The 24,254-nt window shown below is 75.9% G+C and carries 16 protein-coding genes; 3 read left to right on the top strand and 13 right to left on the bottom strand.

The window, feature by feature from the left end:
• Nucleotides 1–306: 306 nt before the first annotated feature.
• Nucleotides 307–1,305: a helix-turn-helix domain-containing protein gene (locus tag IF83_RS0121505; RefSeq protein ID WP_244177158.1), complete on the top strand. Its 999-nt coding sequence runs from the start codon at nucleotides 307–309 to the stop codon at nucleotides 1,303–1,305.
• Between the two features lie 7 nt (nucleotides 1,306–1,312).
• Here the strand turns inward: IF83_RS0121505 and IF83_RS0121510 are convergent, their stop codons facing one another.
• Nucleotides 1,313–1,576: a hypothetical protein gene (locus IF83_RS0121510; RefSeq protein WP_030546595.1), complete on the bottom strand. Its 264-nt coding sequence runs from the start codon at nucleotides 1,574–1,576 to the stop codon at nucleotides 1,313–1,315.
• Complete coding sequence (locus tag IF83_RS0121515) at nucleotides 1,573–2,814, bottom strand: amidohydrolase (RefSeq protein WP_030546597.1); 1,242 nt, start codon at nucleotides 2,812–2,814, stop codon at nucleotides 1,573–1,575. The genes IF83_RS0121510 and IF83_RS0121515 overlap by 4 nt, the downstream gene beginning before the upstream one ends.
• Nucleotides 2,815–3,633: 819 nt before the next feature.
• Between IF83_RS0121515 and IF83_RS0121520 the strand changes: the two genes are divergently transcribed.
• A complete protein-coding gene (locus IF83_RS0121520) occupies nucleotides 3,634–3,810 on the top strand; it encodes a thiazolylpeptide-type bacteriocin (RefSeq protein ID WP_030546599.1) in 177 nt (58 codons plus the stop codon).
• Between the two features lie 130 nt (nucleotides 3,811–3,940).
• Here IF83_RS0121520 and IF83_RS0121525 read toward each other — a convergent pair whose 3' ends face one another.
• The 11 genes from IF83_RS0121525 to IF83_RS0121575 all read right to left on the bottom strand — a co-directional run bounded on the left by IF83_RS0121525 (nucleotide 3,941) and on the right by IF83_RS0121575 (nucleotide 22,303).
• On the bottom strand, nucleotides 3,941–5,977 hold the full coding sequence (locus IF83_RS0121525; RefSeq protein ID WP_030546601.1) for a TOMM precursor leader peptide-binding protein: 2,037 nt from the start codon (nucleotides 5,975–5,977) through the stop codon (nucleotides 3,941–3,943).
• Complete coding sequence (locus tag IF83_RS0121530; RefSeq protein WP_030546604.1) at nucleotides 5,974–6,729, bottom strand: ABC transporter permease; 756 nt, start codon at nucleotides 6,727–6,729, stop codon at nucleotides 5,974–5,976. Before IF83_RS0121530 ends, IF83_RS0121525 begins: the two co-directional genes overlap by 4 nt.
• Before the next feature lie 88 nt (nucleotides 6,730–6,817).
• Nucleotides 6,818–7,756 (bottom strand): ABC transporter ATP-binding protein, encoded by a 939-nt coding sequence (locus tag IF83_RS0121535; protein WP_030546606.1) that lies wholly within the window; start codon nucleotides 7,754–7,756, stop codon nucleotides 6,818–6,820.
• A 116-nt stretch (nucleotides 7,757–7,872) separates the two neighbouring features.
• Entirely contained in the window at nucleotides 7,873–9,078 is a 1,206-nt protein-coding gene (locus IF83_RS0121540; RefSeq protein WP_030546608.1) for a metalloprotease, read from the bottom strand.
• On the bottom strand, nucleotides 9,075–10,277 hold the full coding sequence (locus tag IF83_RS0121545) for a lantibiotic dehydratase C-terminal domain-containing protein (protein ID WP_078843712.1): 1,203 nt from the start codon (nucleotides 10,275–10,277) through the stop codon (nucleotides 9,075–9,077). Before IF83_RS0121545 ends, IF83_RS0121540 begins: the two co-directional genes overlap by 4 nt.
• Entirely contained in the window at nucleotides 10,274–13,117 is a 2,844-nt protein-coding gene (locus IF83_RS0121550; RefSeq protein ID WP_078843724.1) for a lantibiotic dehydratase, read from the bottom strand. The genes IF83_RS0121545 and IF83_RS0121550 overlap by 4 nt, the downstream gene beginning before the upstream one ends.
• A 47-nt stretch (nucleotides 13,118–13,164) precedes the next feature.
• On the bottom strand, nucleotides 13,165–14,892 hold the full coding sequence (locus IF83_RS0121555; protein ID WP_030546614.1) for a SagB family peptide dehydrogenase: 1,728 nt from the start codon (nucleotides 14,890–14,892) through the stop codon (nucleotides 13,165–13,167).
• Between the two features lie 138 nt (nucleotides 14,893–15,030).
• The gene (locus IF83_RS30510) at nucleotides 15,031–16,962 is read right to left on the bottom strand and encodes a TOMM precursor leader peptide-binding protein (RefSeq protein ID WP_078843725.1); all 1,932 of its coding nucleotides are present in this window, start codon (nucleotides 16,960–16,962) and stop codon (nucleotides 15,031–15,033) included.
• A 622-nt stretch (nucleotides 16,963–17,584) separates the two neighbouring features.
• Entirely contained in the window at nucleotides 17,585–20,071 is a 2,487-nt protein-coding gene (locus IF83_RS0121565; protein WP_078843713.1) for a TOMM precursor leader peptide-binding protein, read from the bottom strand.
• A gap of 4 nt (nucleotides 20,072–20,075) precedes the next feature.
• Nucleotides 20,076–22,031, bottom strand: coding sequence for an AfsR/SARP family transcriptional regulator (locus IF83_RS0121570; protein WP_030546621.1), 1,956 nt, complete (start codon nucleotides 22,029–22,031; stop codon nucleotides 20,076–20,078).
• 8 nt (nucleotides 22,032–22,039) lie between these two features.
• Nucleotides 22,040–22,303, bottom strand: coding sequence for a hypothetical protein (locus tag IF83_RS0121575; RefSeq protein ID WP_030546623.1), 264 nt, complete (start codon nucleotides 22,301–22,303; stop codon nucleotides 22,040–22,042).
• Nucleotides 22,304–22,827: 524 nt separating this feature from the next.
• On the opposite strand from IF83_RS0121575, the gene IF83_RS0121580 reads away from it, so the two are divergent.
• Nucleotides 22,828–24,012, top strand: a complete 1,185-nt coding sequence (locus IF83_RS0121580) for an ROK family transcriptional regulator (protein ID WP_030546625.1) — start codon at nucleotides 22,828–22,830, stop codon at nucleotides 24,010–24,012.
• Nucleotides 24,013–24,254 lie beyond the last annotated feature (242 nt).

Genomic DNA, 24,254 nt, shown 5'->3' on the forward strand with positions numbered 1-24,254 from the left:
GGGTGGGGCAGGGTGTGGCGGGGGTGTGGCCGGGGTGTGGTGGTCCCGCCGGGAAGCGGTGGGGGATCCGCCGTTTCCTCAACCGAGCGGCGTGTGCGAGGTGTTGAAGGGCCGTAAGCTTATTGACCCCATGTCAATGACCGGGGCTTAATACCACAAGCTCCCGCATTCCGCCCGGTGGTCGCTCACATCCCTTTCCACGGACGTCACTTCCGCCGTTTACTGTGTGCCGAACCACTCCGGCAGCCATGGGCTCGACCCGCCGTGGGCGACGGCCGGTGGTGGACCGGCGGCATGGGGGCGCAGTTGGCTGGAAACGAGATGTCCGTGTTCGGGGTGTCTCCTCTGGAGGAGGAGATCTACCGGCACTTCCTGCGGAACCCGGGGACATCCCCCGACGACATCCACCTCCTGCTCCACACCGAGCGCGAACTCGTCCGGCGCTCCCTCGACCGGCTGCGCGGGCTGGGGCTGCTCCACCCCATGGGCGGCGAGAGGCTGATCGGCCCTGCGGACCCGGAGATCGCTCTGGCCCGGCTGACGGACATCCGGCTGCGGGCGCTCCACCAGGAGCTGCGCCAGGTCACGCAGTCACGCCATGTCATCGACGGTCTACGCGCGGAGCAGGGCCCCCGGGCCCAGGCCGGTACGGGCATCGAGCAGCTGGAGGGGCTGGAGCAGATCCGGGACCGGATCGACGACCTGGCCTTCTTCGCCCGCGACGAGATCTTGTCGGTGGAACCGTACACCCGGCTGTCGCCGGAGAACATCGCCCGTTCCCGGCCGCTCGACCACCGCTGCCTGCGCCGCGGCGTCGCGATCCGCAGCGTGGTGCTGCGCCGGGCCCTGGACGACACCCCGACGGCGGACTATCTGCGGGAGCTGGTCGCCCACGGGGCCAGGATCCGGGTGGCCTGCGACATCACCGAACGCATGCTCGTCTACGACCGGCGGGCCGCCCTGGTGCCCCTGGATCCGGCCGACACCGCGCGCGGGGCGCTGCTCGCCCGCAAGAGCGGCCTTGTCGCCAACATCGTCGCCCTCTTCGAGAAGATCTGGCAGCAGGCCGAGGAGTTCACCGGCCCGGGGGAGGAGGGCGGTGAGGAGGACGGGGCCGCGCTCTCCGACATCGAGCGGCGGGTCCTGGTGTCGATGTGCTCCGTCGGGAAGGACGAGGCGGGGGCGCGGGAACTGGGCGTCTCGGTCCGCACCTACCGGCGGTACGTCGCCGATCTGCTGCAAACGCTCGGCGCGGCCAGCCGGGCCCAGGCCGCGCTGCTGGCCCGCGAGCGCGGCTGGATCTGACCGGAGCTCAGCTCTCCGCCGCCCAGCCGTCCAGCGCCCGGTCGGCGAGGACCCGCCGGACGGCGCCGTGCGCCGCGGCGCGGTCGGCGGCCGTGCCGTCCAGCTCCAGCCGGAGCCGGATCGCGCCGCGCGCCAGCTCGGCCGTGCAGACCCGGTCCGACGGGAGCAGGCCCAGCAGCCGCACCACCGTCGTCGCCGCCGCGGCTCCCCGGCCGTTCCGGCGGACGGTGACGAGCAGATGGTCCCGGCCGGGGGCGTCGTCGTCCGTCATCGCGCTTCCTCCTCGGCGGACCGCAGGACGTGCAGGGCGGCGCCGGCCATCGCCGTGATGCCGGCCGGCAGGGCGGTCCGCACATCCGGGGCGAAGTCCGGCGCGTGGTTGGCCGGGGGCGGCACGGCGCGCTCGCGCGCGGCCCGCCACTGCCGGGCGCCGGTCACCCCCAGCATCCAGTACGCCGTGCGGATCCCGGTGCCGGCGGCGCCGTAGAGCGGGAAGTCCTCGGTGGCGGTGGCGGGCGGCCAGTCCGTCACCCGGTGCGGCCCGAACAGCCCCTCGTGGACCCGGCGCACGGCGGCCGCGGTCCCCGGATCGGGCAGCAGCGCCGGCGACCGCGAGGTGACGGTGAACTCCGGCTCCTCCGGGCAGCCGGAGGCCGCGCACTCGGCCCGCACGATCCGCTCGACGGCGGCCGTCACCCGGTCCAGCGCGGCATCGCCGAACGCCCGTACCGACAGGCTCAGTTCGGCCCGGTCCGGGATGACGTTGCCGCGTTCGCCCGCGTGCAGCGAACCAACCGTCAGCACGACCTGCTCCGCGGGGGCGGTCTCGCGCGCGACCACGGACTGCAGCCGCAGCACCGTGGCGGCGGCCGTCAGCACCGGGTCGACGGTGAGCTGGGGCGCGCCCGCGTGACCGCCCCGCCCGTGGATCACCACGTCCAGCGCCGCGCTGCCGGCCATCAGCGGGCCGCCCCGGCCGTGGGCGACGGTGCCGGCCGGCAGCGGGGCCGTGTGCTGGGCGAGGACCGCGTCCGGGGTGCCGAAGCGCTCGTACAGGCCGTCCGCCAGCATCGCCCGCGCCCCGTCCAGGGTCTCCTCGGCGGGCTGGCCGACGACGAGGACCGTGCCGCGCCAGGTGTCCCCGGCCCCCGCCAGCAGCGCCAGCGCCCCGGCCGCGGCGGCCAGATGGAGGTCGTGCCCGCACGCGTGCATCACGCCCGCGGTGGTGCTGGCGTACGGCAGACCGGTGCGCTCGGTGACCGGGAGGGCGTCGAGTTCGGCGCGCAGCAGGACCACCGGGCCCGGGCCGTTCGCCAGCACCCCGACGACACCGTGCCCGCCGACACCGCGCGTCACCTCGGCGCCGTGCCGCTCCAGCGCGGCGGCGAACCGCTCGGCGGTGCGGGCCTCGGCGCCGGAGAGCTCGGGGTGGGCGTGCAGGTCGACGTACAGCTCGACGGCGGGACGCAGGATGCCGCGCGGCACCTCCGGCTGTGCGGCGAGCGGCACCTCCGGCTGCGCGGCGAGCGGTGCCTCCCGCTGCGCGGCGTGCGGCCCGGCCTCGGGCACGGCTTGCGGATCGGTGTGCGGATCGGTGTGCGACGCGCCCTGCGGGCCGGCCTGCGGCCCGAGTTGCGGCCCGGCTTGTGGCCCGTTCTCCGGCACGGCCCGCGCTGTCCCGGTCAATGGATCACCTCTCTCCCCTCGCCCCCGTCGCCGCCCGCGTTCCGCTTCCTCCGGCGGCCGCCGGCCGGGCGGCCGCGACGATGCCGGTACCGGGCGCGTACCCGGTCCGTCCCCCGGTGTGCTCGGACGCTCCGCTCCGGAGGAGTGCCGTCTGTGCATCCAGCGGACGGCGCGCCCCGGACGTCACCGTGACCCCGGACGGCGTCGTTCCCCCACGCGTTCCCCCTGTGCGCTCCGCGTGCTCCGGCGCTGATGCGTCCCGGACGCCCTGGGACGGTCCGGGTGGCCTCCGACGGCCCGGTTGCCCCGGTGCCCTCGGCGCCACGGCCGCCCGATCCCGGGTCCCCGCGCGGTACCTGTCATCCGTCCGGCCGAGCCGCGAACCGAACCGCGTGCCGAGCCGGGAGCCGGACGTCCGGCCGCCGGACGTCCGGCCGCCGGGCGGCCCACCGTCGCCGGTCGGTGTCCGGCCAGTGTGCGGCCCCGTCGCGTCACGTGTGCCACCCCCCGCTCTCACCGGGTGTCAGCGATCTGACAGCGGAAGCCGGGCCGATCCGACAGCGGCCCCCGCTCCAATGGGACCAGCGCACGGGAGCGCCGCCGGATCGGCCGGCGGGCCCCGGCAGGCCAAGGGAGACCACCATGGACGCCAAGAACGAGCTCGCCACCCTCGCCAACGACATCCTGGAGCTGGAGTCGGAGACCTTCGAGATCTCCGACTACTCCGACGCCGTCGAGGTCGTGCTCGCGGGTTCGACGTCCTCCTCCTCGACGTCCACCTGCTCCTCCACCACCTCCACCACCTCCTGCAGCGCCTGATCCACGGCGCCACGGGCCCGGCAGCCCCCTGCGGAGCGGGATCTCCCGTACCGGAGGGGGCTGCTTCATACCGTCGTGCGCCGTGCCGGCGCGGGCGCGGTCGAGGGCGGGGGGCCTCATGGGGCGGCGCTCACGGGAACGGGTGCGGCACGGCCTTGATCTCCGCCTCGCCCAGGTCGGTGTCCCGCCGCCCCGCCGCCCGCAAGCCGCTCCGCAGCCTCGGCATCAGCAGTGCCCGCTGCCGGGTCCAGCCGAAGTCCAGCGGCAGCAGCCCGGGGACGGTGGTGCCGACCGTGTGCAGGCCCATGGCGCGCTGCTCCGGCGTCGTCTGGTCCACGGCGATGACGTCGTGCCCGGCGCGCACCAGCTCGTCGCGGAGCAGCAGCAGATCGTCCAGCAGATCGCCGGTGCGCGGCCGCAGGTCACGCCAGCCGGGGAACGCCTCGCCGAGCGGGACGACGGCCTCCGGCTCCAGGTACTCCCGGGCGTGCGCGGCCATCCCGGGCAGCCCGTAGAGCTGGGCGTGGTCCTTCAGGTGCAGCACCTTGCCGTAGTCCCGCGCCATCGCCTCCAGTTCGGCCCGCCGCTCGGCGACCTGGTACGGCAGGTGCGGGATGTACGTCAGCACCTCCGACAGCGCCGCGTCGACGGTCCCCTCCGGGTCGAAGCCCGCGGCGGCGCTGAAGGAGAGCGTGCCGAGGCCGCCGTCGCGGCGCACCGCCAGGGCGGTCACCACGGGCACCGCGGTGTCCATCCGGGTGTCGAACGCCCGCACGTCGTAGCCGTGCAGCGCAGCCCGGTCGAGCATCGTGCGGGTGGCGCCGCCCCGGCAGGAGCCGAGGTCGATCTCCGTCAGCCGGGCCCGCCCGTACCAGGCGAGCAGGAACGCGTCCCGTTCGACGAGCTCCAGCAGCCCGTAGAGGATCGCCTCCTCCAGAGTGCCGCCGGTGGCACAGCCGTTGGAGCACTCGAAGACAAAGTTGTCGGCGTCGACGCCCGCGCTGTAGTGGGCGAGCCGGGCCGGCACGAGGACGGGCCGGTCGTCGCGCAGCGAGTGGCCCCACACCCAGGGGATGTCCCGGTCGGGGTCGAACGGGCTGACGAGATGGTCCCGTTCATAGGTCTCCGGCGCGTAGAAGCCGCACGCGGCCGGGTCCAGGACCGGCTCGCCGCGGGTGAGGAGCCGGTGGTACGAGGCGGTGACGGGCGAGGTGCCGCGCCGCCGGTGCGTCCCCGCGTACCGCTCCAGGCCCTCCAGGAACGCCAGCCGGCGGCTGGTGCCGTAGGCGTCGGCCTGCCCGCTCCACGTGACGTCGTTGAGCCCGGCGTAGCCGCGCACGAAGTGGGTGCCGGCCACCGGTGAGGTGGTGGTGGAGACCGGATTGATCCAGGTGTCCGAACCCAGCGCCCCGCAGACCGGGTTGGCGAGCGCGGACGTCGGCAGCGGATACGAGTCCAGGGACCGCGAGCGGTAGCCGTCCGGATCCGGCTTGGGCACCGGGCCGAGGACCATCCGGGCTTCCTCCGCCGTGTCGGGCCGCAGCGGCACGCAGGCCGGGCAGAGCGGTTCCGGCAGCAGCGGGAACGTCGCGGTGGCCAGCGTGCCCAGATCGACCCGGGTGACCTGCGGCAGCACGCGGTCGGCCGGCACCGCCGACGGGGCGGCGCGCTGGCCTGGCATGACGGCCCGGTAGACGGACCAGACCGCGTCGAGGGCGTAGCCGGTGAGGACGGGCCAGCCGGTGGCGCCGCGCGGCGCGTGGCCCAGTTCGAGCGCCTCGCGCTCGGAACGGCTGCGCAGCCGCTGCCAGCGCATGGCCAGGCACTGCCCGCAGGCGGCCGTCCCCTCCCCGCCGCCCCAGGGGCCGATCAGCGCGGCCCGCGCGGTGAGCTGCACGGTGGCGCGGGGGCGCAGCAGGCCGTACGGGTCCGGCCGGCCGAAGCCGAGGGTGTCGGCGGCGCCGAGCGGCACCACCAGCGGCGCGGGCAGCGGGCGCCCGGGCCCGGGGGCTCCCGCGGGTGCCCCGGTCCCATGAGCCTCACGCGCCTCACGTGCCGCGCGCTCGTCACGCTCGTACCGCTCGGTGAGGGCCCGCTGCAGCAGGTCCCGGCCCGTCGCCAGGGGCTCGGCCGGGGCGCCCGGCGCCGGGGGCGCTGTCGTCGTCATGTCCGGTCGCTCCAGCGGAAGGTCTTCAGGGCCACCGCGCCGAAGACGAGGGCGAAGCCGGCGAGCACGGCGCAGGCCGTGGCGATGTCCCCGGCCGGCCCGGAGCCGGTGAGCGCGGCGGACACCCCGTCGTTGAGGTAGCGCAGCGGCAGTACCAGCGACAGCGAGCGCATCCAGTCCGGCATGGCGTCCAGCGGGAAGAAGGACCCGGAGAGGAACGCCATGGGAATCATCAGGCAGTTGGCGACGGCGGCGACCGCCTCCGGCGTCCGGGCGTACGAGCCGACGATCACGCCGATCGCCAGGAACGCCGTGATGCCGAGCACCAGTACGGGCAGCGCGAGCGGCCAGCCGCCCGCCAGGCTCAGCCCGAAGGACGGCAGCAGCGCCACCGCGACGAACAGCACCGACTGCACGATCCCGATGCCGATGGCCAGCACATAGCGCGAGCCCAGCACGGCCGGCAGCCGGGCCGGCGTCATCCGGATCAGCCGCAGGATGTCGTCGCGGCGCCACTGCATCAGCACGAAGCCGACCCCGAACACGGCGGCGTTGGCGACGCCCCAGGACAGCACGCCGGGGGCGATGTAGTTGATGTACGGCTTGCCGCTCTCCTCCACGGTCTTGCCGTGGAAGATCAGCCCGAAGACGACGAGGAAGAGCAGCGGGAAGGCGAAGGTGAAGAAGAGGGTGGTCTTGTCGCGGACGTAGGCCCGGTAGCCCGCTGTGCTCAGGGCGGCGTAGGCGCTCATGTGGGTGGTGTTCTCCGTATCCGGTGCGGTGCCAGGCGGTGCGGTCGGTGCGGTGCCGGGCGGGCGGGGCGGTGTCACGGCCGCGTGTTCACGGCCGCGGGGTGCCGGTGCCGGTACCGGTGCCGGTCAGTTCGAGGTAGACGTCCTCCAGGCTGGCGGTGCGCGTCTGCACCCCCTGGAGCCCGGCGAGTTCGGCGATCGCGGCCAGCACCGGACCGGAGTCCAGCGTCTCCAGCACCAGGGCGTCCCCCTCCTCGCCGACCCGGTCGACGCCGGGGATGGCCCGCGCCGCCTCCGGGGTCAGCCGGCCCGCCGGGACGACCAGCCGGGTGACGGGGCTGCCCGCGGCGATGAGGCGGCCGGGGGAGTCCAGGGCGCTGATCCGCCCCTTGACGACGATCGCCACCCGGTCGCACAGCGCCTCGGCCTCGTCGAGGTGATGGGTGGTGTAGACGATGGTGCGCCCGGCGCTCTTGAGGTCGCGCAGCACCTGCCACAGGTCGCGGCGCGCCTGCGGGTCGAGGGCGGCGGTCGGCTCGTCCAGGAAGATCAGTTCGGGGTCGTGGACGAGGGCGGAGGCGATGGCCAGCCGCTGCCGCCGGCCGCCGGACAGGTCGTCGACGCGCGTGCCGCCGTCGTCGGTCAGCCCGACGACGGCCAGGGCCCGTTCGGCGGCATCCCGGCCGACGCCGTACAGGGCGGCCATCGTCTCCAGGTGCTCACGGGCCGTCAGCCGGACGAAGAACGCCGAACTCTGCGTCTGCACACCCAGTTTGGGCAGCAGTGCCGTGTTGCGCGGCCAGGGGTGTTCGCCGAGGACGGTGACGGTGCCGGAGTCCGCCCGCCGCTGCCCCTCCATGATCTCGATGAGGGTGGTCTTGCCCGCGCCGTTGGGGCCGAGCAGTCCGAAGAACTCCCCGCGCGCCACGGTGAGCGAGATGCCGTCGACGGCCCGGGTGGCGCCGTACGTCTTGCGCACCTCGTCGAGGACGACGGCCGGGCCGTCCGGGGAGGGGTTGGGGGACATGGGGTGCTCCTTGGTGACGATGGTCGCGTGGGTCGCGGGTGGTGCCGGCGCGGAGGCCGCGAGATCGGCGGCGGACCGCGCGGGGGTCGGGGGACGGCTGCGGCCCGGCGGGGCGTTCACGGTGCCGTCAGCAGGAAGTGGACGAGAACGGCGAGTGCCGCGGCGAGTGCCGCGAGGATGAGCGGGGCGCCCAGACCGTAGAGAAGATAAGCGGCCCTGGCCCGGCGCGGATAGGCCGCCGCGGCCGGGTCGCGGCGCACGGCCAGCCGCAGATACTCCTTGCTGGAGGCGGCCAGGCCGGTGGCGCCCAGCACCTGGCTGACGATCTTGTAGCCGTCGAGGGGCGGGAAGGGGATCAGCATGGCCAGGGCCTGGACGCTGCCGAGGAACAGCAGCCCCGCGAGCGCGTCCCCGGTGGCGTCGTCCACCGGGGCCAGCGTCCACACCGCCCAGAACGGCAGCAGGAACAGCAGGTTCATCACCGCGCCGGCGGCGGCGGTGGCGATCCGGGGCCCCCGGCCGCCGCCCAGGTGGAGGAAGTCGTCCACCGTGCAGTACATGATCACCACGGGGAGCCGCCAGCGCAGTCCGATCTCGGAGACCCGGCTGCCGTAGTGGCGTGCGACCACGCCGTGGGCCAGCTCGTGGAGGGCGGTGCTCAGCCACAGCAGGGTGCCGGCGGCTGTCAGCAGCACCGGGTTGAGGAACAACGCCTTGGCGCCGAGCACCAGTTCGCCGAGACGGGTGGCGAGATCGGCCTCCATGGCGACGGCCAGGCACAGCAGCGGCACCATCCACAGCGGCCGCAGCAGGAAGCCCACGGAGCGGTGCAGGCGGCCGGTGGTGGCGTCCGCGTCGGCGACGAGCCGGATGCTGCCGCTCAGCAGCTTCCGCCCCGGGGGCGCCTGCGGGCCGGCCGCCGCCCGGCTCTCCGGGCTCTCCGGGTGCGTCTCCGGGGCGGCCTCCGGGCGGGGCTCCGCGCCGGGCGGGCCCGGCCGCGCCCCGGAACCGGGGCCCCCTGCGGGCGCCCCGGCCAGCAGGCCCCGGGCGCCCAGCATGCCCAGCAGCTGCCGCCAGTTGGCGTCGGCCAGCCGCCGCCCGTACCGGGCCGCGTACTCCGCGCCCAGCTCCTCCAGGCTGCGCGAGCCGTCCATCCGGGAGATCAGGAAGTGCTCCTTCTCCCCGACCTTGAAGGACAGGCCGCTCTCGGTGTTCTTGATCAGATGGACGGTGGCCGGCCCGTGCAGCAGGGCGCCGCCGACCAGCACCCCGGCCCGCAGCTCGGGCCGGTACCGCCGGGGGACGGCCGCGGGGGCGGTCACGTCCCGGCTCCCGACGGTGTCCCGGCACCCGCCGGAGCGGCCGCTTCCGCCCCGGCCGGCCCGGCCGTACCCGCCTCCGCCGTTCCGGGCAGGGACTCGCGCAGGCAGCGGCCCAGCACGTGCGAGAGGTACGCCTCGTCCCGGATCGTCACATGGAGGCGGTTATTGGTCATGTGCATATACGGGGAGAGCAGCAGCGGCAGCGCCACGGCCGGGTCGGTCACCTGTTCGTCCCGCTCGCCGTCCCAGGAGCGGAACACCAGGTCGCCGTCCGCGGCCAGCCGCATCGCGCGGTCGCGGAGTTCCGCGCAGTGCGCGGCCCAGCCGGCGAGGAAGGCGGGCAGCCGCGGAGTGCCGTCCCCCGCCGGGGACGCCCCGGCCGCTGCGGCCCCCGCCCCGCCCCCGGTGACGACGGCGCGGATCCGCGCGAACTGCGCGGCCAGGGCGGGCGCCGTCGCCGCGTAGTTGCGGTCGTACTCCTCGGTGCCGATGAAGCCCGTGCCGGGGAAGGCCCGGTGCCAGAACTCGTAGTAGCTGTCGAGGTAGTCGGCCAGCTCCCGGTCGCCGGGGAGGAAGCAGCCGGACATCACCATCATCAGCTGCGCCGAGGTACCGAGCAGCACGGTCCGCAGATGCAGGTTCTTGGTGCGGAAGGCGTCGGTGACCAGCTCGCTGGAGTGCCGGAAGTGCCACTCGGCCAGCTCGATCCCGGCCGGGCCGCCGTACTTGCCGTACTCCGGCTCATACGGTTCCGCGTGCCGGGAGTTGTTGGGCCGCAGCCGCATCCGGCCCTCGCCGTCGAGGTACGGGGCGCGCTCCCCGCCGGGGAACTCGATCTCGAAGAGGGTGTTGTAGAAGTCGTTGAGGAAACCGGAGTCCACCTCGTAGAGCGCGGGCCGCTCGGCGAGGAAGGTGTCGACGGCCGCCTCGGTGCGCCGCCGCACCTCCTCCGCCGCGTCCGGCGAGGACGGCTTGACGCGGAGGCGGACGTGCGGGCCCTCCAGCCAGTAGTTGATGAAGAACCAGTTCGCCAGCAGCCCGTCCGCCGCCAGCGCGTCCATCAGCGGGCGGACGCACTGGAGCAGCAGGGGGCGCGGGTTGGCCGCGTAGAAGATGTGCGTCGCCTGCCAGGCGCCGGGCCCGGAGGCACCGGCAGCGGAGGCGGCGGGCCCCGTCGTGGTGGGTGTCGTGGCCGTCATCGGGTGCTGCTCCTCGGTCGGGTTCGGGCGGGGGCGACGGCCGTCTCCACGGCCAGTTCGGCGACGTGGCGGCCCCGCCCGGAGACGGTGTGCAGCTCGTCCTCGCCGGGCAGCGCCTCCCGGAACACCACCCGCGCCTCCGGGGACTTCACCAGCGCCTCGAAGGCCGCCAGGGACAGCGGGCTGTCGAAGTCCAGGTACTGCGGCTTGGCGCCGGTCGCGCCGCGCGCCCCGCTGTCGGAGACGGTGGCGAACACCCGGTCCGGCAGCCCGTGCGCGCGGCGGAAGCGGTGCCAGTCCAGGAACCGGTCCGCCTCCGGCTGCCCCGGCGGGCGCTCCGGCAGGGCGGAGGCGGGGGCGCTCCAGCTGCGCCGGCTGAGCACGACGCGGCCGTGCCGCACCCGGGGCCGGGCGGTCACGCCGGCCACCGGCTCGCTCTCCGGGACGCCGCCCCAGACGTTGAGCGGGGCCATGGACGTCGGCGACAACAGCAGTAGGGTGCGCGGCAGTTCGGGCAGCGCGAGCGGCACCAGATAGCCGAGGTAGACCGGGATCACCTCGCGGCCGAGGCGCGCCGAGCGCAGCACGAGCCGGTCGGCGCCCTCGTCGTGCTCGACGGACAGGTCGTCCAGGCCGAGCCGGAACTCCTCCGGCAGGGTGCCGGTCTCGCCGGGGCAGACGATCTCGTACTCGGTGAGCCGCCCGTGCAGATTGAGATTGCTGGTCACCGGGCCGCCGGTGACCTCCGCGAACACCGCTCCCTCCGGGCAGATCTCCCCGGCGGCGCGCAGCAGCCGCTGCTCCAGCCCGTCGAAGCAGTGGGTGAAGCGGCTGAACGGGAAGGACAGCCCGCCGTAGGAGCGGTTGAGGACGAGGAGCGGGCCCCCGGCGTCCGCCGGGCGGTCGGCGATCTGGACGTGGTGGCTCATCGGCGCGAAGTCCGGTGCCACTGTGGACAGTTCGGAGGCGATCTCGTCGATGAGGGCGTCGTCGAGGACGATCTCACCGGCGGCGGCCGCCGCGCCGTCCCCGTCCCGTGCCGCCCACAGGGCCCGCATCCGCTCGGCGAAGGTCTGCCGGGCCGTGTCCAGGGCCCCCAGCTGCGGCAGCCCCAGCCAGTTGACCTCCGGTACGTAGCGGCCGTCCGCGTCGTAGGAGGTGTGGCCGGCGGTGAAGGTCATGTACTGGTCGAAGAAGTCCTCGTGGAAGTCGTGGACCAGCTTCAGCAGGTCGTCGCAGCGGCCGCCCTGCCCGAAGCGGGCGAGGAAGAAGCCCTTGAAGGTGATCCGCTGCGGCAGGGTGAGGTCGAACGCGGGCAGGATCCTCTCCACCGCGCCCAGCGGCCCGGCGGCCAGCTCCGTCCAGGCGGCCGCGTCCAGGGTGGTGGTGCGGTCCGCCGCCGCGTCCTCGTAGAGCACCGTCTGCGGCACCTTGGCCCGCTCGGCCCCCAACTCCTGCTGTATCTCTGTCAGTTCACGGTGCAGCTCGGTGAGGAGGGCCCGGCGCGCGGCGGGTCCGGCGGCGGCGAAGCGGTCGACGAGGGAGACGGGCCCGTCGAGCCGGTCCGCCAGCCGCGCCGCCCACAGGCGGTCCAGGCCCCGCAGGGACCGCTGGAACGCCCGCAGCGGGTCGGTGTCGTGCACCTCCGTGCGCAGGCACGGCACCTGCACCATGCCGAGGTGCAGCAGCGCCTCCAGATACCGGTCGCACTCCTCCGCCGGGGCGCCCCGGTCGGCGGCCAGCCAGGCCGACAGCTCGCCGTAGCGGACGGTGCCGCGCTCCTCGAAGAGGCCGAGCAGCCGCTCCAGGGTGCCGGTGCGGCGCAGGAAGAACAGCCGGTCCTTGACGGCGTCGAAGGTGACGGCCGTGTCCTCGTCGCCCTCGGTCACCCAGCGGCGCACATAGCGCACCCGGTCCTCCTCCCGGCCCCAGCCGGAGGCTGGGGAGACGGGCAGATCGGCGCGGCGGGCGGGGTCGGCGAGCACGGTCTCGGCGAGGCGGCCCAGGGCGACGACGTTGAGACGGGCGTGGCCCGTCCAGGGGGCGTCGGCGCACACGGTGAGCGGGCCGCCGGCCGCGCCGGTGCTCCCGTCCCCGTCGGCCAGTTCGCCGAGGGCGATCCCGGTGAAGGTCGAGAACGGGCTCGTCTTGCAGACCGTCCGGTAGAGGTACGACAGCAGCGACCGCTCGATCTTCCGCTGCTTCTTGCCGGGCGGACCGCCCTGGGAAGCGCCGGGGGAGCCGGCCGGGGAGCCGGCGGCCGACGCCCGCAGATGGCCGTCGAGCTGCGCGTCCAGGGCGGGGGAGGCCAGCAGCAGACCCTTGCGCAGCCGCTCCTCCTCCGCGAGCCGGCGCAGCGCGGCCCGGCCGCGCGCGGTCTCCTCCGCGAACAGCGCCGCGCCCCGGGTGTGCTCCTCCGCCAGCCCGCGCCGGTCGCGCAGCCAGCGGGCGAGGGCGTCGCCGGTGGCCTCGTCCACCCCGCGCACCAGGGCGAGGGCGGCGTCGCCGTCCCGGGGCAGCCGGTTGTTGTAGACCTCGCGGCGCAGCCTCAGCAGCCCGCGGCGCACGGTGTCGTCCGCCGCGGCCGGGTGTCCGCCGACGAGGTCGTGCAGCCGGTCCCCGACGGCCTCGCCGGCGGCGCGCAGCCGCTCGGTCTCCCGCAGCACGGTGTCCGCCCAGCGGCGGCTGCCGGGGCAGCGCAGCTCCCGCAGGGCCTCCACGGGCAGTCCCGCGATCCGCAGGACGAACGGACCGCCGACGGCGCCGGGTTCGGCGGCTCCGGCTTCGAAGGCTTCGGCGGGCTCGGCGTGTTGACCGGTGGCCGGTGCGGGGTCCGGCATGCCGGCGGTGCCCTTCGCGGTGTTCTCTCGGGTGCTCATGCGAGGGCTCAGGCGATCTCGTACCGGAAGTCGGCCGGGGCGGGCCGCTCATGACCGATCATCATGATCAGCAGCGGGGACTCGCCCGTCTCCGCCAGGCCGAGTTCCTCGATGTACGAGATGTTGTCGAAGCCCAGCGCCACACCGCAGCCGAGGCCGAGCGCGGCGCAGGCGGTGTAGAGCGTCTGCGCGACCGCCCCGATGACGGCGTTGACCACGCGGTAGCCGCGGTCGCCGACCGCGTCGAGCACGGCCGCGGTGCGGATCGCGGGCACCAGCACCGCCCCGGACTGCTCCAGGTTGTAGTTCGCCAGGAAGTAGTTCCGCTGCAGGAACTCCCCGGGCCGGCCGGCCCCGACCAGCCGCAGCGACCGCCCGGCCGGGTCGTACTCGTACGCCCCCGGTTCCAGGCCCTCCACATGGTTGACGAACGCGTAGAGCCTGGTGAGCGGGGTCTCCGCGGTGCCGGTGTCCCCGCCGAGCACGGCTCCGGCGGATGCGGCGGCCAGGCAGGCGGCGAACTGGTCCGCCGCCACGGGCCGCTGTGCGTCGAAGCGGCCGAAGCTGCTGCGCCGGGCACGGAGCGCCGCGCGTACGTCGCCGTCGAGCGGCCGGGGCGCGGGCAGCGGGCGGACGGGCCGGTCCGGGTCCGGGGGCGGGGCGGCGGCCGGGGCGAGCGCGCCCGGCGCGGGACGGTCGGCGGCGTGCTCGGCGGTGGCGGCCTGCATCCTCAGCAGGGCGTCGAAGGTGAGCACGGTGCGGGACCGCTCGACGTCCCGGTGGCGCACGGAGACGGAGGCGGCCGGGGCCGGGGCCCGGCCCGCCGCCGGGCCCGGGAGCGCGGTGTCCTCCCAGCGCAGCGGGACGACGGCGAAGATCCCCTCCTCCTCCGTCCGCACCCCGAGCAGCCGGGCCAGCCGCTCCTCGTCGAACCAGAACGCGGGCTCGACGGCGAGTCCGCGCGCCCCGGCCCACAGCCGCCAGGTCTGCAGGGCGGCACCCAGGTCCATGGACACGGCGTGGAAGGAGAAGCTGTTGTATTTGAAGGCGTTCTGCCAGTACTTGATCCCGAGGACGAGGTACTGGTCGGTCTCCGGCCCCGGCGCGCCGCCGCCCAGCGCGGCCCGCACCTCGCCGGACACGTCACCGGTGAGCAGCCGCTGCAGGGCGTGGTGGCGGGTGGAGTAGTAGTGCACCCCGGGAGTCACCGGGCCGCTCCGCCCGGACACCCAGTAGACGCTGACCGGGTAGAGGCCGCCGCCGGAGGCCGAGCCGCGCGACCAGTTGGCGAGCGGGTAGTACGGCAGGGCGCCGAGGTCCGTGTTCGCCTGCACACCCAGGCGACGGCCGGTGAGACCGTAGGAGTCGCGCAGCATGCCGGACAGGGCCGCGAGGTCGAACGGCCGCTCGGCCGCCGCGCCGTCCGCGCCGTCCGCGCCGTCCGCGCCGTCCGCGCCGGCCGCGCCGTCCGCACCGGCCGCGCCGTACGCGCCGTCCGGAGCCGCCGCGTCCCCCCGCTCCCCGCACGCCGGGAACGCGCCGCCGAGAGCGGCGAGGGCCCGGTCCAGGCGGGCCTCCGCCGGATAGCCCGAAGCCGGCAGCGGCAGGCTGTCCACGCCGGGGTAGAACTTGGCCTTGCGCGGGCCGTCCGCCCAGTTGGGGACGAAGTCCGCGGGATCCATCGGGACCCGCCCGCGGTGCATGATCGCGGTGGCGTACTCATGGGCGTATCCCATGGTGTGCCCTGCCTTTCCTGCTGCCTTCGAAGCTGTCGGGCCCGGCCGGCTGCCGGTCGTGGTGTGCCGTGGTGGCGCCGTGGCGCGCGGTGGTGCGCCGCGCGTGGGGGTCGATGGGGGGTCGGCGGAGGGGCGCGGTCAGGGGAACGGGTGCGGTGCCGGGTTGAAGTCGGCCGGTACGAGATCGCGGTCGCACAGCCCCGCCTCCCGCAGGGCGGTGCGCAGCCGCGGCATTCCGAGGGCCCGCTGCCGGGTCCAGCCGAAGTCGATCGGCAGCAGCCCCGGCACGAGGACGGAGACCGTCGTCAGCCCCAGGCCCCGCTGCTCCGGCATGGTCTGGTCGACCACGATCACGTCGAACCCCGCGCCCGTCACCGCGTCCACGCAGGTCCGCAGATCGTCGAGGAGATCAGCGGAGACCGGCGGCACCTCCCGCTGAAGGTCCGTCAGCGAACGCATCGGCGGCCGGGGCGCGCCGGGTTCGCCGAGGAGGAAGCGGGCGTGGTCGCCCATCTCCGGGACGCCGTAGGCCAGCGGATGGTCGTGCAGCGCCTCGACCTTGGCGAAGTCGCGCGCCATGGCGCTCAGCCGCTCCCAGTCGCGCTCGGTGCGCCCCTGGAGGTTGACCGCGTCGGTGGCGATCTCGCAGAGGGCGCCGGCCAGCGCCGCCTCCGGGTCGAGACCGGCGCCCGCGCCGAAGCACATCCGCCCGATCCCGCCGTCGGGGCGGACGGCGACCCCGGTCACCACGGGGATGGGGAAGCTGATCCGGGTGTCGAAGAAGCGGGCCTCGTAGCCGTACATCTCCAGCCGGTCCACCATCTGCCGGGTTTCGGCGCGGGCGCTGGTGCGCGGGTCGATCTCCGGGAGGGCGGCCCGCCCGTACCAGGTGAGCAGGAAGGCGTCGCGCTCGACGACCTCCATCAGTCCGCAGTAGACGGCCTCCTCCAGACAGCCGCCGGAGGCGCAGCCGTTGGAGCTCTCCTGTACGAACCGGTTCTCCAGGCCCGGCGCGTGATAGTACGTCAGCACCTCGGGGACGAGGACGGGGTCGCCGTCGCGCAGCGAGTACCCCCACACCCAGGGGATCTCCCGGCCGGGGGAGAACGGCGTGACCCGCGGATTGGCCCGGTGGAACTCCTCGGAGTACAGGCCGCAGGTGCGCGGGTCGAGCGCGCGGACGCCGCGCGCCCGCAGCCCGTCGAGGGAGTCCCGCAGCTGTGCCGGCTTGGCGCGCGAACGCATCCCGGCGTACCGCTCCAGGCCCTCCAGGACGCCGATCCGCACACTCCGCGCGTAACTGTCGGCGTGGCCGCCCCAGAAGGTCTCGCGGAGGTACTCCCCGGAGCGCATGGAGAAACAGCCGATGGCCGCGGAGGTGGAGGGGGACGCGATGTCGTGCACCACGGACGGGCCCAGCGACCCGCACACCGGGTTGGCGTACGGCTCGGCCGGCAGCTCGTAGTCGCGGATGTCGCGGACGCGGAAGGATCCGGGCCGGTGTTTGGGCGCGGGGCGCAGGGTGAGCACGGCCGCCTCGGGCGTGTCCTCCTCGGCGCGCCCGCAGCGCGGGCACTCCGGGTCCGGCACCAGCGGGTAGTGCCGGACCGACAGGGTGCGCAGATCGACCAGATGGACGGCGGGGAACGCGCCGCCGCGCGGCCCCGCCCCGCCGAGCCGGGCAGCCGTCAGAGCGGCCAGCGCGTCCGCCGTGAACGGGGTGAGATACGGCCAGGCCCCGGCGGCGCGGGTGCCGGAGCCCAGCTCCAGCGCCTCGCGCAGCGCGACGGACCGCACGGCCTGCCACCGGCGGTCGAGGCAGCGGGCGCAGGGGCCCGCCGCCCCGGCCGCGCGGGGGGAGCCGCCGGCCCCCGGGGGGAGGGGGCCGACGACTGCGAGGTGCCCGTAGAACCGTACGGGGACGGGCCCGGCGGGGGCCCCACCGGGTATGGACGGCGCGGGAGGTGGCGCGGGGCTGGGGACGCGAGGCGCGGCCTCCGGGGCGGCCTGGGCGTCGCCGGCCGCGAGGGCCGTGCCGGTGCCGGGTGTGCTGGGCACAGGGGCCGGCATCACGGGGGCGGCCGGTCCGGCGGTGCCGGCCGGGCCGTGTGCGGTGGTGGCGCCGGCCGTCCCGGAACCGGCCGCAGTGCGGCGCGGGTTGGCGGAGCCGGAGGCCCGGGCCGGGCCGGACTCCCCGGGCTCCCCGGGCTCACTGGACTCCCCGGACTCACCGGACGCCCGGGGCTCCGGGGCGGTGAAGGCGTCGGTGACCCCCAGCGCGGCGACGTCCAGCGGCGCAGGGGTGCCGTGCGCGGCGAGGCCGCGGTGCAGCAGCGCGGCCAGCTCGCGGCAGGCCCGTTCCCAGGGCGCTCCGGGCCCGGTGGCCGCCGCGCGGGGGGAGGTGCCCGGGGGCCGTGCGGCGGAGGGCTGCGCACCCTGGGCCGGTGCGGCGGTTCCTGAGCCGGTGGTCGGGGAGGCTCCGCCCGTGGCCCCCGGGGCGGCACCCAAGCCGGTCGGCGCTTCCGCTCCAGGGGCCGTCCGTCCGGTGCTCCCCGCCCCAGCGGTCCCGGCCACGGTGGCCTCGGCCATGGCGGTCTCGGCCTCAGCGGTCTCGGCCATGGCGGTCCCGGCCACGGCGGCCCCGGCGGCCTCGGCCCCGGTGGTGGTCCGGCCCGTGGTTCCGGTGGGGGTCTCAGTGGTCATCCGTGCCACCGTCCGAGCCGGAACGGGCAGCGGTGCCGGATCCGGTTCCGGTGCCCGTCGCGGAGTCCGCGCCGGAGGAGCCGGAACTGCCGGTGGTGAGCAGCACCCGGGCGGTGCTGATGCCCCCCGCGAGCAGGTCGGCCGGGGTGGTGTCGAGGTACAGGACGTCCCGCCCGGCCGCGCGGAGCCGGTCCAGCACCGTCTCGAAGGTCGTGGCCTCCGCGTCCGGCAACTTCGTCCCGGTCCCGGTCCCGGTCCCAGACCCGGTCCCGGTACCGCCGCCCGTGCCGGTGCCGTCACCGGCCCCCGTGTTGCGGCCGTCCGCCGCGCCGCCGGCCGTCACCGCGATGGCCGCGGGAGCCAGGTCGACGAGCAGCGGGTCACCCCGGTCGACGGTCTTCTCCGGCTCCTCGGCGGCGAGTTGGGCCTGCCCGAGCAGGTCCCGCAGCGCCGCGCAGGCCGCCGCGGAGCGCGACAGGCCGGCGGCGACCGCCCAGCGGCCCTCCGGTTCCCGCGCCAGCACCACCCGCGCCGAGGAGCGGGCGTCCTCCCCGAGGTCGAGCAGCTCCACCGCCAAGTCCAGGTTGCCCGCCGACTTCAGCAGGAAGACCAGCTCCGGATCGTCCGCGGCCCCGAGCGGGGTGACCTCCGTCGTGCCGCGCACCGCCCGCAGCAGCGCGTCGTGCGCCAGGGCCGACAGCAGCCCGCGCCCGGCGGCCTCCCCGGCCCCGCCGCCCGCCCCGGCTCCCGCGCTGCTCGCCTGGTGCAGCCGGTCGCGGTTGTACGGGCCGAAGGGCCGCACCGCAGCCGCGGGCACCCGGACCGGCTCCCGGGTGAGCAGCGACACGGCCGTCACCCACGCGGTGACCTCCTCCGCGCCCCGGCCCGTGCCGCCGCCCGTCGTCAGCGCGTCCGGGGCGAGCGCCCGCACCGGCGCGGCCCCGGGCCCGCCCCCGGCCGGGTCGGGGGAGGCCGGAACGGCGGGGACCACGTGCTCGACGTACGCCTCGGCCGCCGCGTACAGCGCCCGCATCCGCGCGCCCGCCAGATGGTGCACGTCGAACGCGGCGATCGCGCGCCGCGCGCCGTGGCCGAGGGCCACCTCCACCCGGCTGATCTTCAGGGGGGTCTGGGTCAGCTCCTCGTCGTCGTACCGGCGGAAGACCCCGGTGTACGGGCGGACGAGCGCGCCGCTGATCCGGTTGAGCTCCTCGACCAGGTCCTCCGCCTCCCGGGCGGTCTCCACGGTCGGGGTGACGGGCAGCACCAGCCGCTCCGGCACCTCCCGCACCCGGGACGGCCCCGGCGTGCCGGACGCCGTCCCGGCCGGCGGCGCGGCACAGCGGCGGCAGCGCGGATGGGGGTGCAGGGGCTCGGCCATGACGTCCAGCGACTCCAGGTCCTGGATGAGCACTTGGCCGGCGGTCTCGGCGGGCAGTGCCCCGGTGCGCAGCCGGAAGATCTCGTAGCCCAGCAGATTGCCGGCCATCGCGGCGACGGGGCCGGTGAGCGGTCCGCCGGCACCCGGCGCCGGGGCGGCGGAACCGCCCGCCAGGCCGCTCCAGATCTCGGCCGCCGCGGCGGCGTCCGTGCTGCCCCCGAGCCGCAGCAGGGCGCAGTGCAGGCAGCCGGTGGACGTGGCGGTGGACAGCGGGCCGGTGACGGCGCGGCCGCCGAAGGTCCAGGCGGGGATGAGGGTGCGGCCCTCGGGCACGCCCTCGCACAGCAGCCGGTGGGTCCGGGCCTCGGCTCCGGGGCCGGTGACGACCACGACGTCGTAGCCGTCCAGCGCGGCCCAGCCCGCGGCGCCGCCCGCCACGCCGCCCGGGTCCAGGCGGTCGGTGCGCACCGGGCAGCCGTCGGCCGCCGCCTCGCCCGCCTCGGCGGCCACCTCGGGGAAGGCGGCCGTGGTCGCGATGTGGCCGCAGCCGTTGCGGACCAGGCTCAGCGCGCACCAGCGGGCCGTCTCGTCCTCGCCCAGCACGGCGACGCGGGTGGCGCGGAAGCGGGCGAAGCGGCGGGGCGCGCCGTCGGTGTAGTGGTCGACGTAGGCGATCTGGGCGGCGAAGCGGCGGGAGACGTCGCCCGGTTCCGGGCCGTCGGCGTCGGCGTCCGGCACGTCGCGGGCGAAGCCGCGCTCGTACAGCGTCATGACCAGCTCGGCGGCCATGGCGCGCTGGGCCGGCCCGAAGCCCTCGCAGATCTCGCCGAGGCGGTTCCGCCCGGCCAGGTGCGGCACCATCAGCGCGGCGAAGCGGTAGGCGGCGCGGCCGGTGAGGTGGAACCCGCCGTCGGCGTTGTGGAAGAGCACCCCGCCCGGGGTCTCGGTGAAGAGCACGTCCCGCCGCACCCGCGGCCGGGTGCCGGCGAGCGCCTCGAAGGTGCCGGTCGCGCTGCCGGTCGCGGTCGTGGTCCCGGCCGTGGTCGCGGTGGTGGGCGCGTTCGCGGGCGCGGTGCCGGTCACGTCTGCTGCCATCGGGTCACACCTTCTCTGTGGGTCGGGTTCGGGTCGCGGCTGCGCGCGCGTAGCGATGAAGCAGCGGATGCATCCGGTACGGGCCCGGCGGCCCCTCCTCCAGCAGCCCGGCGTCGGCCAGCCGCTCCAGGACGGCCTCCGCCTCGGCGCCGGTCATGCCGAGCGCCGGGGCGCCGTCCGCGGCCCGGAAGGCCGCCCCGGGCAGTGACCCGAGCCGCAGGAAGGCCTCGGCGAGCCGGGGGTCGAGCCGGCCGAGGGCGCCGCCGAACACCTCCGGGACGGACATGCCGGGGGAGTCGGCCAGCGAGAGCCGGCCGAGCGGGTCCCCGGCCAGCCATTCGGCGGCGTCGGCCAGCCGCAGCCCGGGCCGGGTCAGCAGACGGGCCGTCATGATCCGCAGAGCGAGCGGATGGTGACCGCAGACGTCCGCCAGCCGGCCGGCCGCCTCCGGTTCGGCCTCCACCCGCTCGGCGCCCAGCACCGCGCACAGCAGCCGGTACGACTCGTCCTCGTCGAACACGGAGAGCCGGTGCACCCGCCCGCCGTGCGTCGCGACGAGGCCCGCGAGCCCCATCCGGCTGGTGACGACCGCCGCGCCGCCCGCCCCGGCCGGCAGCAGCGGGCGCACCTGGGCGGCGTCCGCCACGTCGTCGAGGATCAGCAGCGTCCGCTCGCGGGCCGCCCGCTCCCCGCGCTCCCGCAGGCCGGCCGCCAACGCGGCGGCGGCGTCGGCCGGTTCGCGCGGGGCGCCGTCCGGGTCCGTCATCGGCAGCAGCAGCGGCCCGCCGGGGTAGCCGGCCCGTACGAGCTGCGCGACGTGCCGGGCCAGGGCCGATTTGCCGATCCCGGGGGCGCCGCACAGCAGGATCAGCGGGGGTTCGCCGCCGTGCTCCGCGTAACGGGCCAGGCGCTCCACCATGGTTCCGACCTCGGCCGCCCGGCCCGTGAACGACGGCACGGCGGGGGTGCCGGGCGGCTCCGAGGTCGCGGCGGCCGGGGCGGGCCGCCGGTCTGCGGGCCGCGCGGTGAGCGCGGCCGGTGGGGGAGGGGCGGCGGCCAGGGCGGCCGCCGGCGCGGCAGGGCTTCTTGTCGCGGTCGCGTTTCCCTCAGAGGGCTCGCCTCCCGCGGCTCCCCTTCCCGCGGCCTCCCGGTGCACGCGGATCATTGGCCCGGCCGGCGGGCGCCCCCGTCCTCCCGTCCCGGCCGGCGGCGCCGGCGCCAGCTCCTCACCGCGCAGGATGGCCAGCTCCAGCCGCCGGAGCGTCGGGGACGGGTCCACGCCCAGCTCCTCCCGCAGGTACTGCTTCACCCGCCGGTACTCGGCCAGCGCCTCCGCCTGCCGTCCCGTCCGGTACAGCGCCTCCATCAGCTGCTCGTGGAACCGCTCGTGCCCCGGGTGCGCGCGGGTCACCGCCCACAGCTCGGCCAGCGCCTCCCCGCAGCGCCCCAGGGCCAGTTCGAGGTCGCAGGCCCGCTCGACGGCGCGCAGCCGCTCCTCCGCCAGCCGCGGCACCTCGTCCCGGTGCAGCGTGTCGGACCGTACGTTGGCCAGCAGCGGGCCCTGCCACAGCGACAGCCCCTCCTTGAGGGTGGAGAGCTCGGTTTCCGGGGCGTGCGCGGAGGCGGCGGCGTGGCGCACGGCGGCCCGGAAACCGAGCAGATCGAGGGTCCGCGGCTCCGCGGTGATCCGGTAGCCGCCGGGAACCGCCTCGATGGGCGTCTCGGTGACCCCGTGCCGGGGCAGCAGCCGCCGCAGCCGCAGCACGCAGGTCTGCAGCGCGGCCTTCGCGGTGGCCGGGCGCGCCTCGCCCCACACGGCCCGCTGGAGGTGCTCGACGGAGACCACGGAGTTGGCGTGCAGCAGCAGCACGGCCAGGAGGATCGTCGGCTTGGAGGGAGGGAGGACGACGGCGTCGGCGCCGTCGGTGACACTCAGCGGCCCGAGCAGCTGAAACCGCACCGGGCCGCCTAGTCCCAGCCGTTGACCAGCTTGCAGACCGCCGGGGGCTCCGATGGCACGGGCACCGCGGCGGCGATCCGGTCCCACTGGGCGCAGACGGTGTCGACGACCACGGCCGGCAGCCCGCCGAGGCCGGGTGCGCCGGCCGCGTGGGCCGCCTGGCCGCTCCCGGCGGCCGGGGCGCCGCTCCGCGGGGAGTCCTGCGCGCTCTGGGGGGTGGCGGCCGCGGCCACTCCGGCCGGAAGCGACAGCACCAGGGCGAGCCCGAACACGGCGGCGGCCCTCCGCCGGCGGACGGGCGTTCTCTCACGGCGATTCCTGCACATGGCTTCCCCCTTGGACGAGCTGTTCAGCTGTGTCTCGCTGACGTTCCTGCTGATCTCTGCGGTGGAAGAGACGATGCCAGCCGTTCGGGGGCTCGAACAGACGGATGGATGTCAGCTTGCTGCACGGGGGCTGCAGCTTCGTGACAGCGGTGGTGTCCGGCTGAAGACAGCTCTGGTCGCCGACGCCGGCCGGCCCGCACGGCAGGTGCGTCGCCTGCCCCGGCCGGAAGAATCTCCGGCGGCCGGAGCGTCGGACGACGCCGGGCCGATCCTTTGTCCACGGTCAGGAGAAAGTTACCGATGATTCCTGCCGAACTTCTTCCCAGTCCAGGCGGCCGCTGCTAACTTCCCCGTTAAAGCCCGGCGAGCCGGAGACGGATTGCCGGGTGAGGCCGGTGACCGGCGAAGACAGTGTCTTCCAGTGTCTTCCCATGCCGTGGGCGAGGGGAGGTTGGGGTGGCGTGAGGCGCATGACGGCACGACCCGCGAACGCGCACCAGGCGCGGCTGCTCCGGCTGCTGCGCGACGGCGGCCCCCGCTCCCGCGCGCAGCTCGGCGACCGGGTGGACCTGTCCCGGTCCAAGCTCGCCGTCGAGGTCGACCGGCTGCTGGAGACCGGTCTGATCGTCGCCGACGGGCTCGCCGCCTCGCGCGGCGGGCGCCGCTCGCACAACATCCGGCTCGCGCCCGCGCTCCGCTTCCTCGGCGTGGACATCGGCGCCACCTCGGTCGACGTGGCCGTCACCAACGCCGAGCTGGAGATCCTCGGCCACCTCAACCAGCCGCTCGACGTACGGGACGGGCCGGTGGCCGTCTTCGAGCAGGTCCTCGCCATGACGGGCAAGCTGCGCGCCACCGGCGTCGCGCCGGACGGCTTCGACGGCGCGGGCGTCGGCGTCCCCGGACCGGTCCGCTTCCCCGACGGCGTTCCCGTCGCGCCGCCGATCATGCCCGGCTGGGACGGCTTCCCCGTCCGCGAGGTGCTGAGCCAGGAGCTCGGCTGCCCCGTCATGGTCGACAACGACGTCAACCTGATGGCGATGGGGGAGCAGCACGCCGGAGTCGCCAACTCCGTGCAGGACTTCCTCTGCGTCAAGATCGGCACGGGCATCGGCTGCGGCATCGTCGCCGGAGGCGAGGTCCACCGGGGGACGACCGGCAGCGCGGGCGACATCGGCCACATCCGCGTCGAGCCCGACGGCCGCCCCTGCGCCTGCGGCAACCGGGGCTGTCTGGAGGCGTACTTCAGCGGCTCCGCGCTCGCGCGGGACGCCGAGGCCGCCGCCCGCGACGGCAGCTCCGCCGAGCTCGCCGCCCGGCTGGAGACGGCGGGCCGGCTCACCGGCGCCGACGTCGCCGCCGCGGCGGCCGCGGGCGACGGGGCCGCGCTCGACCTGATCCGCGAGGGCGGCGAACGCACCGGCCAGGTCATCGCCGGCCTCGTCAGCTTCTTCAACCCGGGCCTGGTCGTGATCGGCGGCGGCGTGACCGGCCTCGGCCACACCCTGCTCGCCGCCATCCGCACCCAGGTCTACCGCCAGTCCCTGCCCCTGGCGACCGGGAACCTCCCGATCGTCCTGGGCGAACTCGGCGCCGTCGCCGGCGTGATCGGCGCGGCCCGCCTGATCAGCGACCACTTGTTCTCACCCGCCTGACCCCGGCCGGGGCCGGGGCGGGTACGCCCCGCGCGGTACCGACCCGGGCACCGCCGGAGCCGTACGACCGAGCCGCACCGCCGCCGTACCAACGAGCCGTACCGCCGCGAACTCAGCACCGCCGTACCGCCGTAACGCCGTTCTGCCGTACCGCAGTTCCGCCCTGCCCGCCCGCCGGCGCGCCCGCCGAGGAGGCCCTGCCATGGCACCCGTGCCCGACCATCCGCCGCCGTCACCGGAGC

Origin of the sequence: Streptomyces albus subsp. albus (assembly GCF_000719865.1) — a bacterium.
Lineage (GTDB): Bacteria > Actinomycetota > Actinomycetes > Streptomycetales > Streptomycetaceae > Streptomyces > Streptomyces albus_E.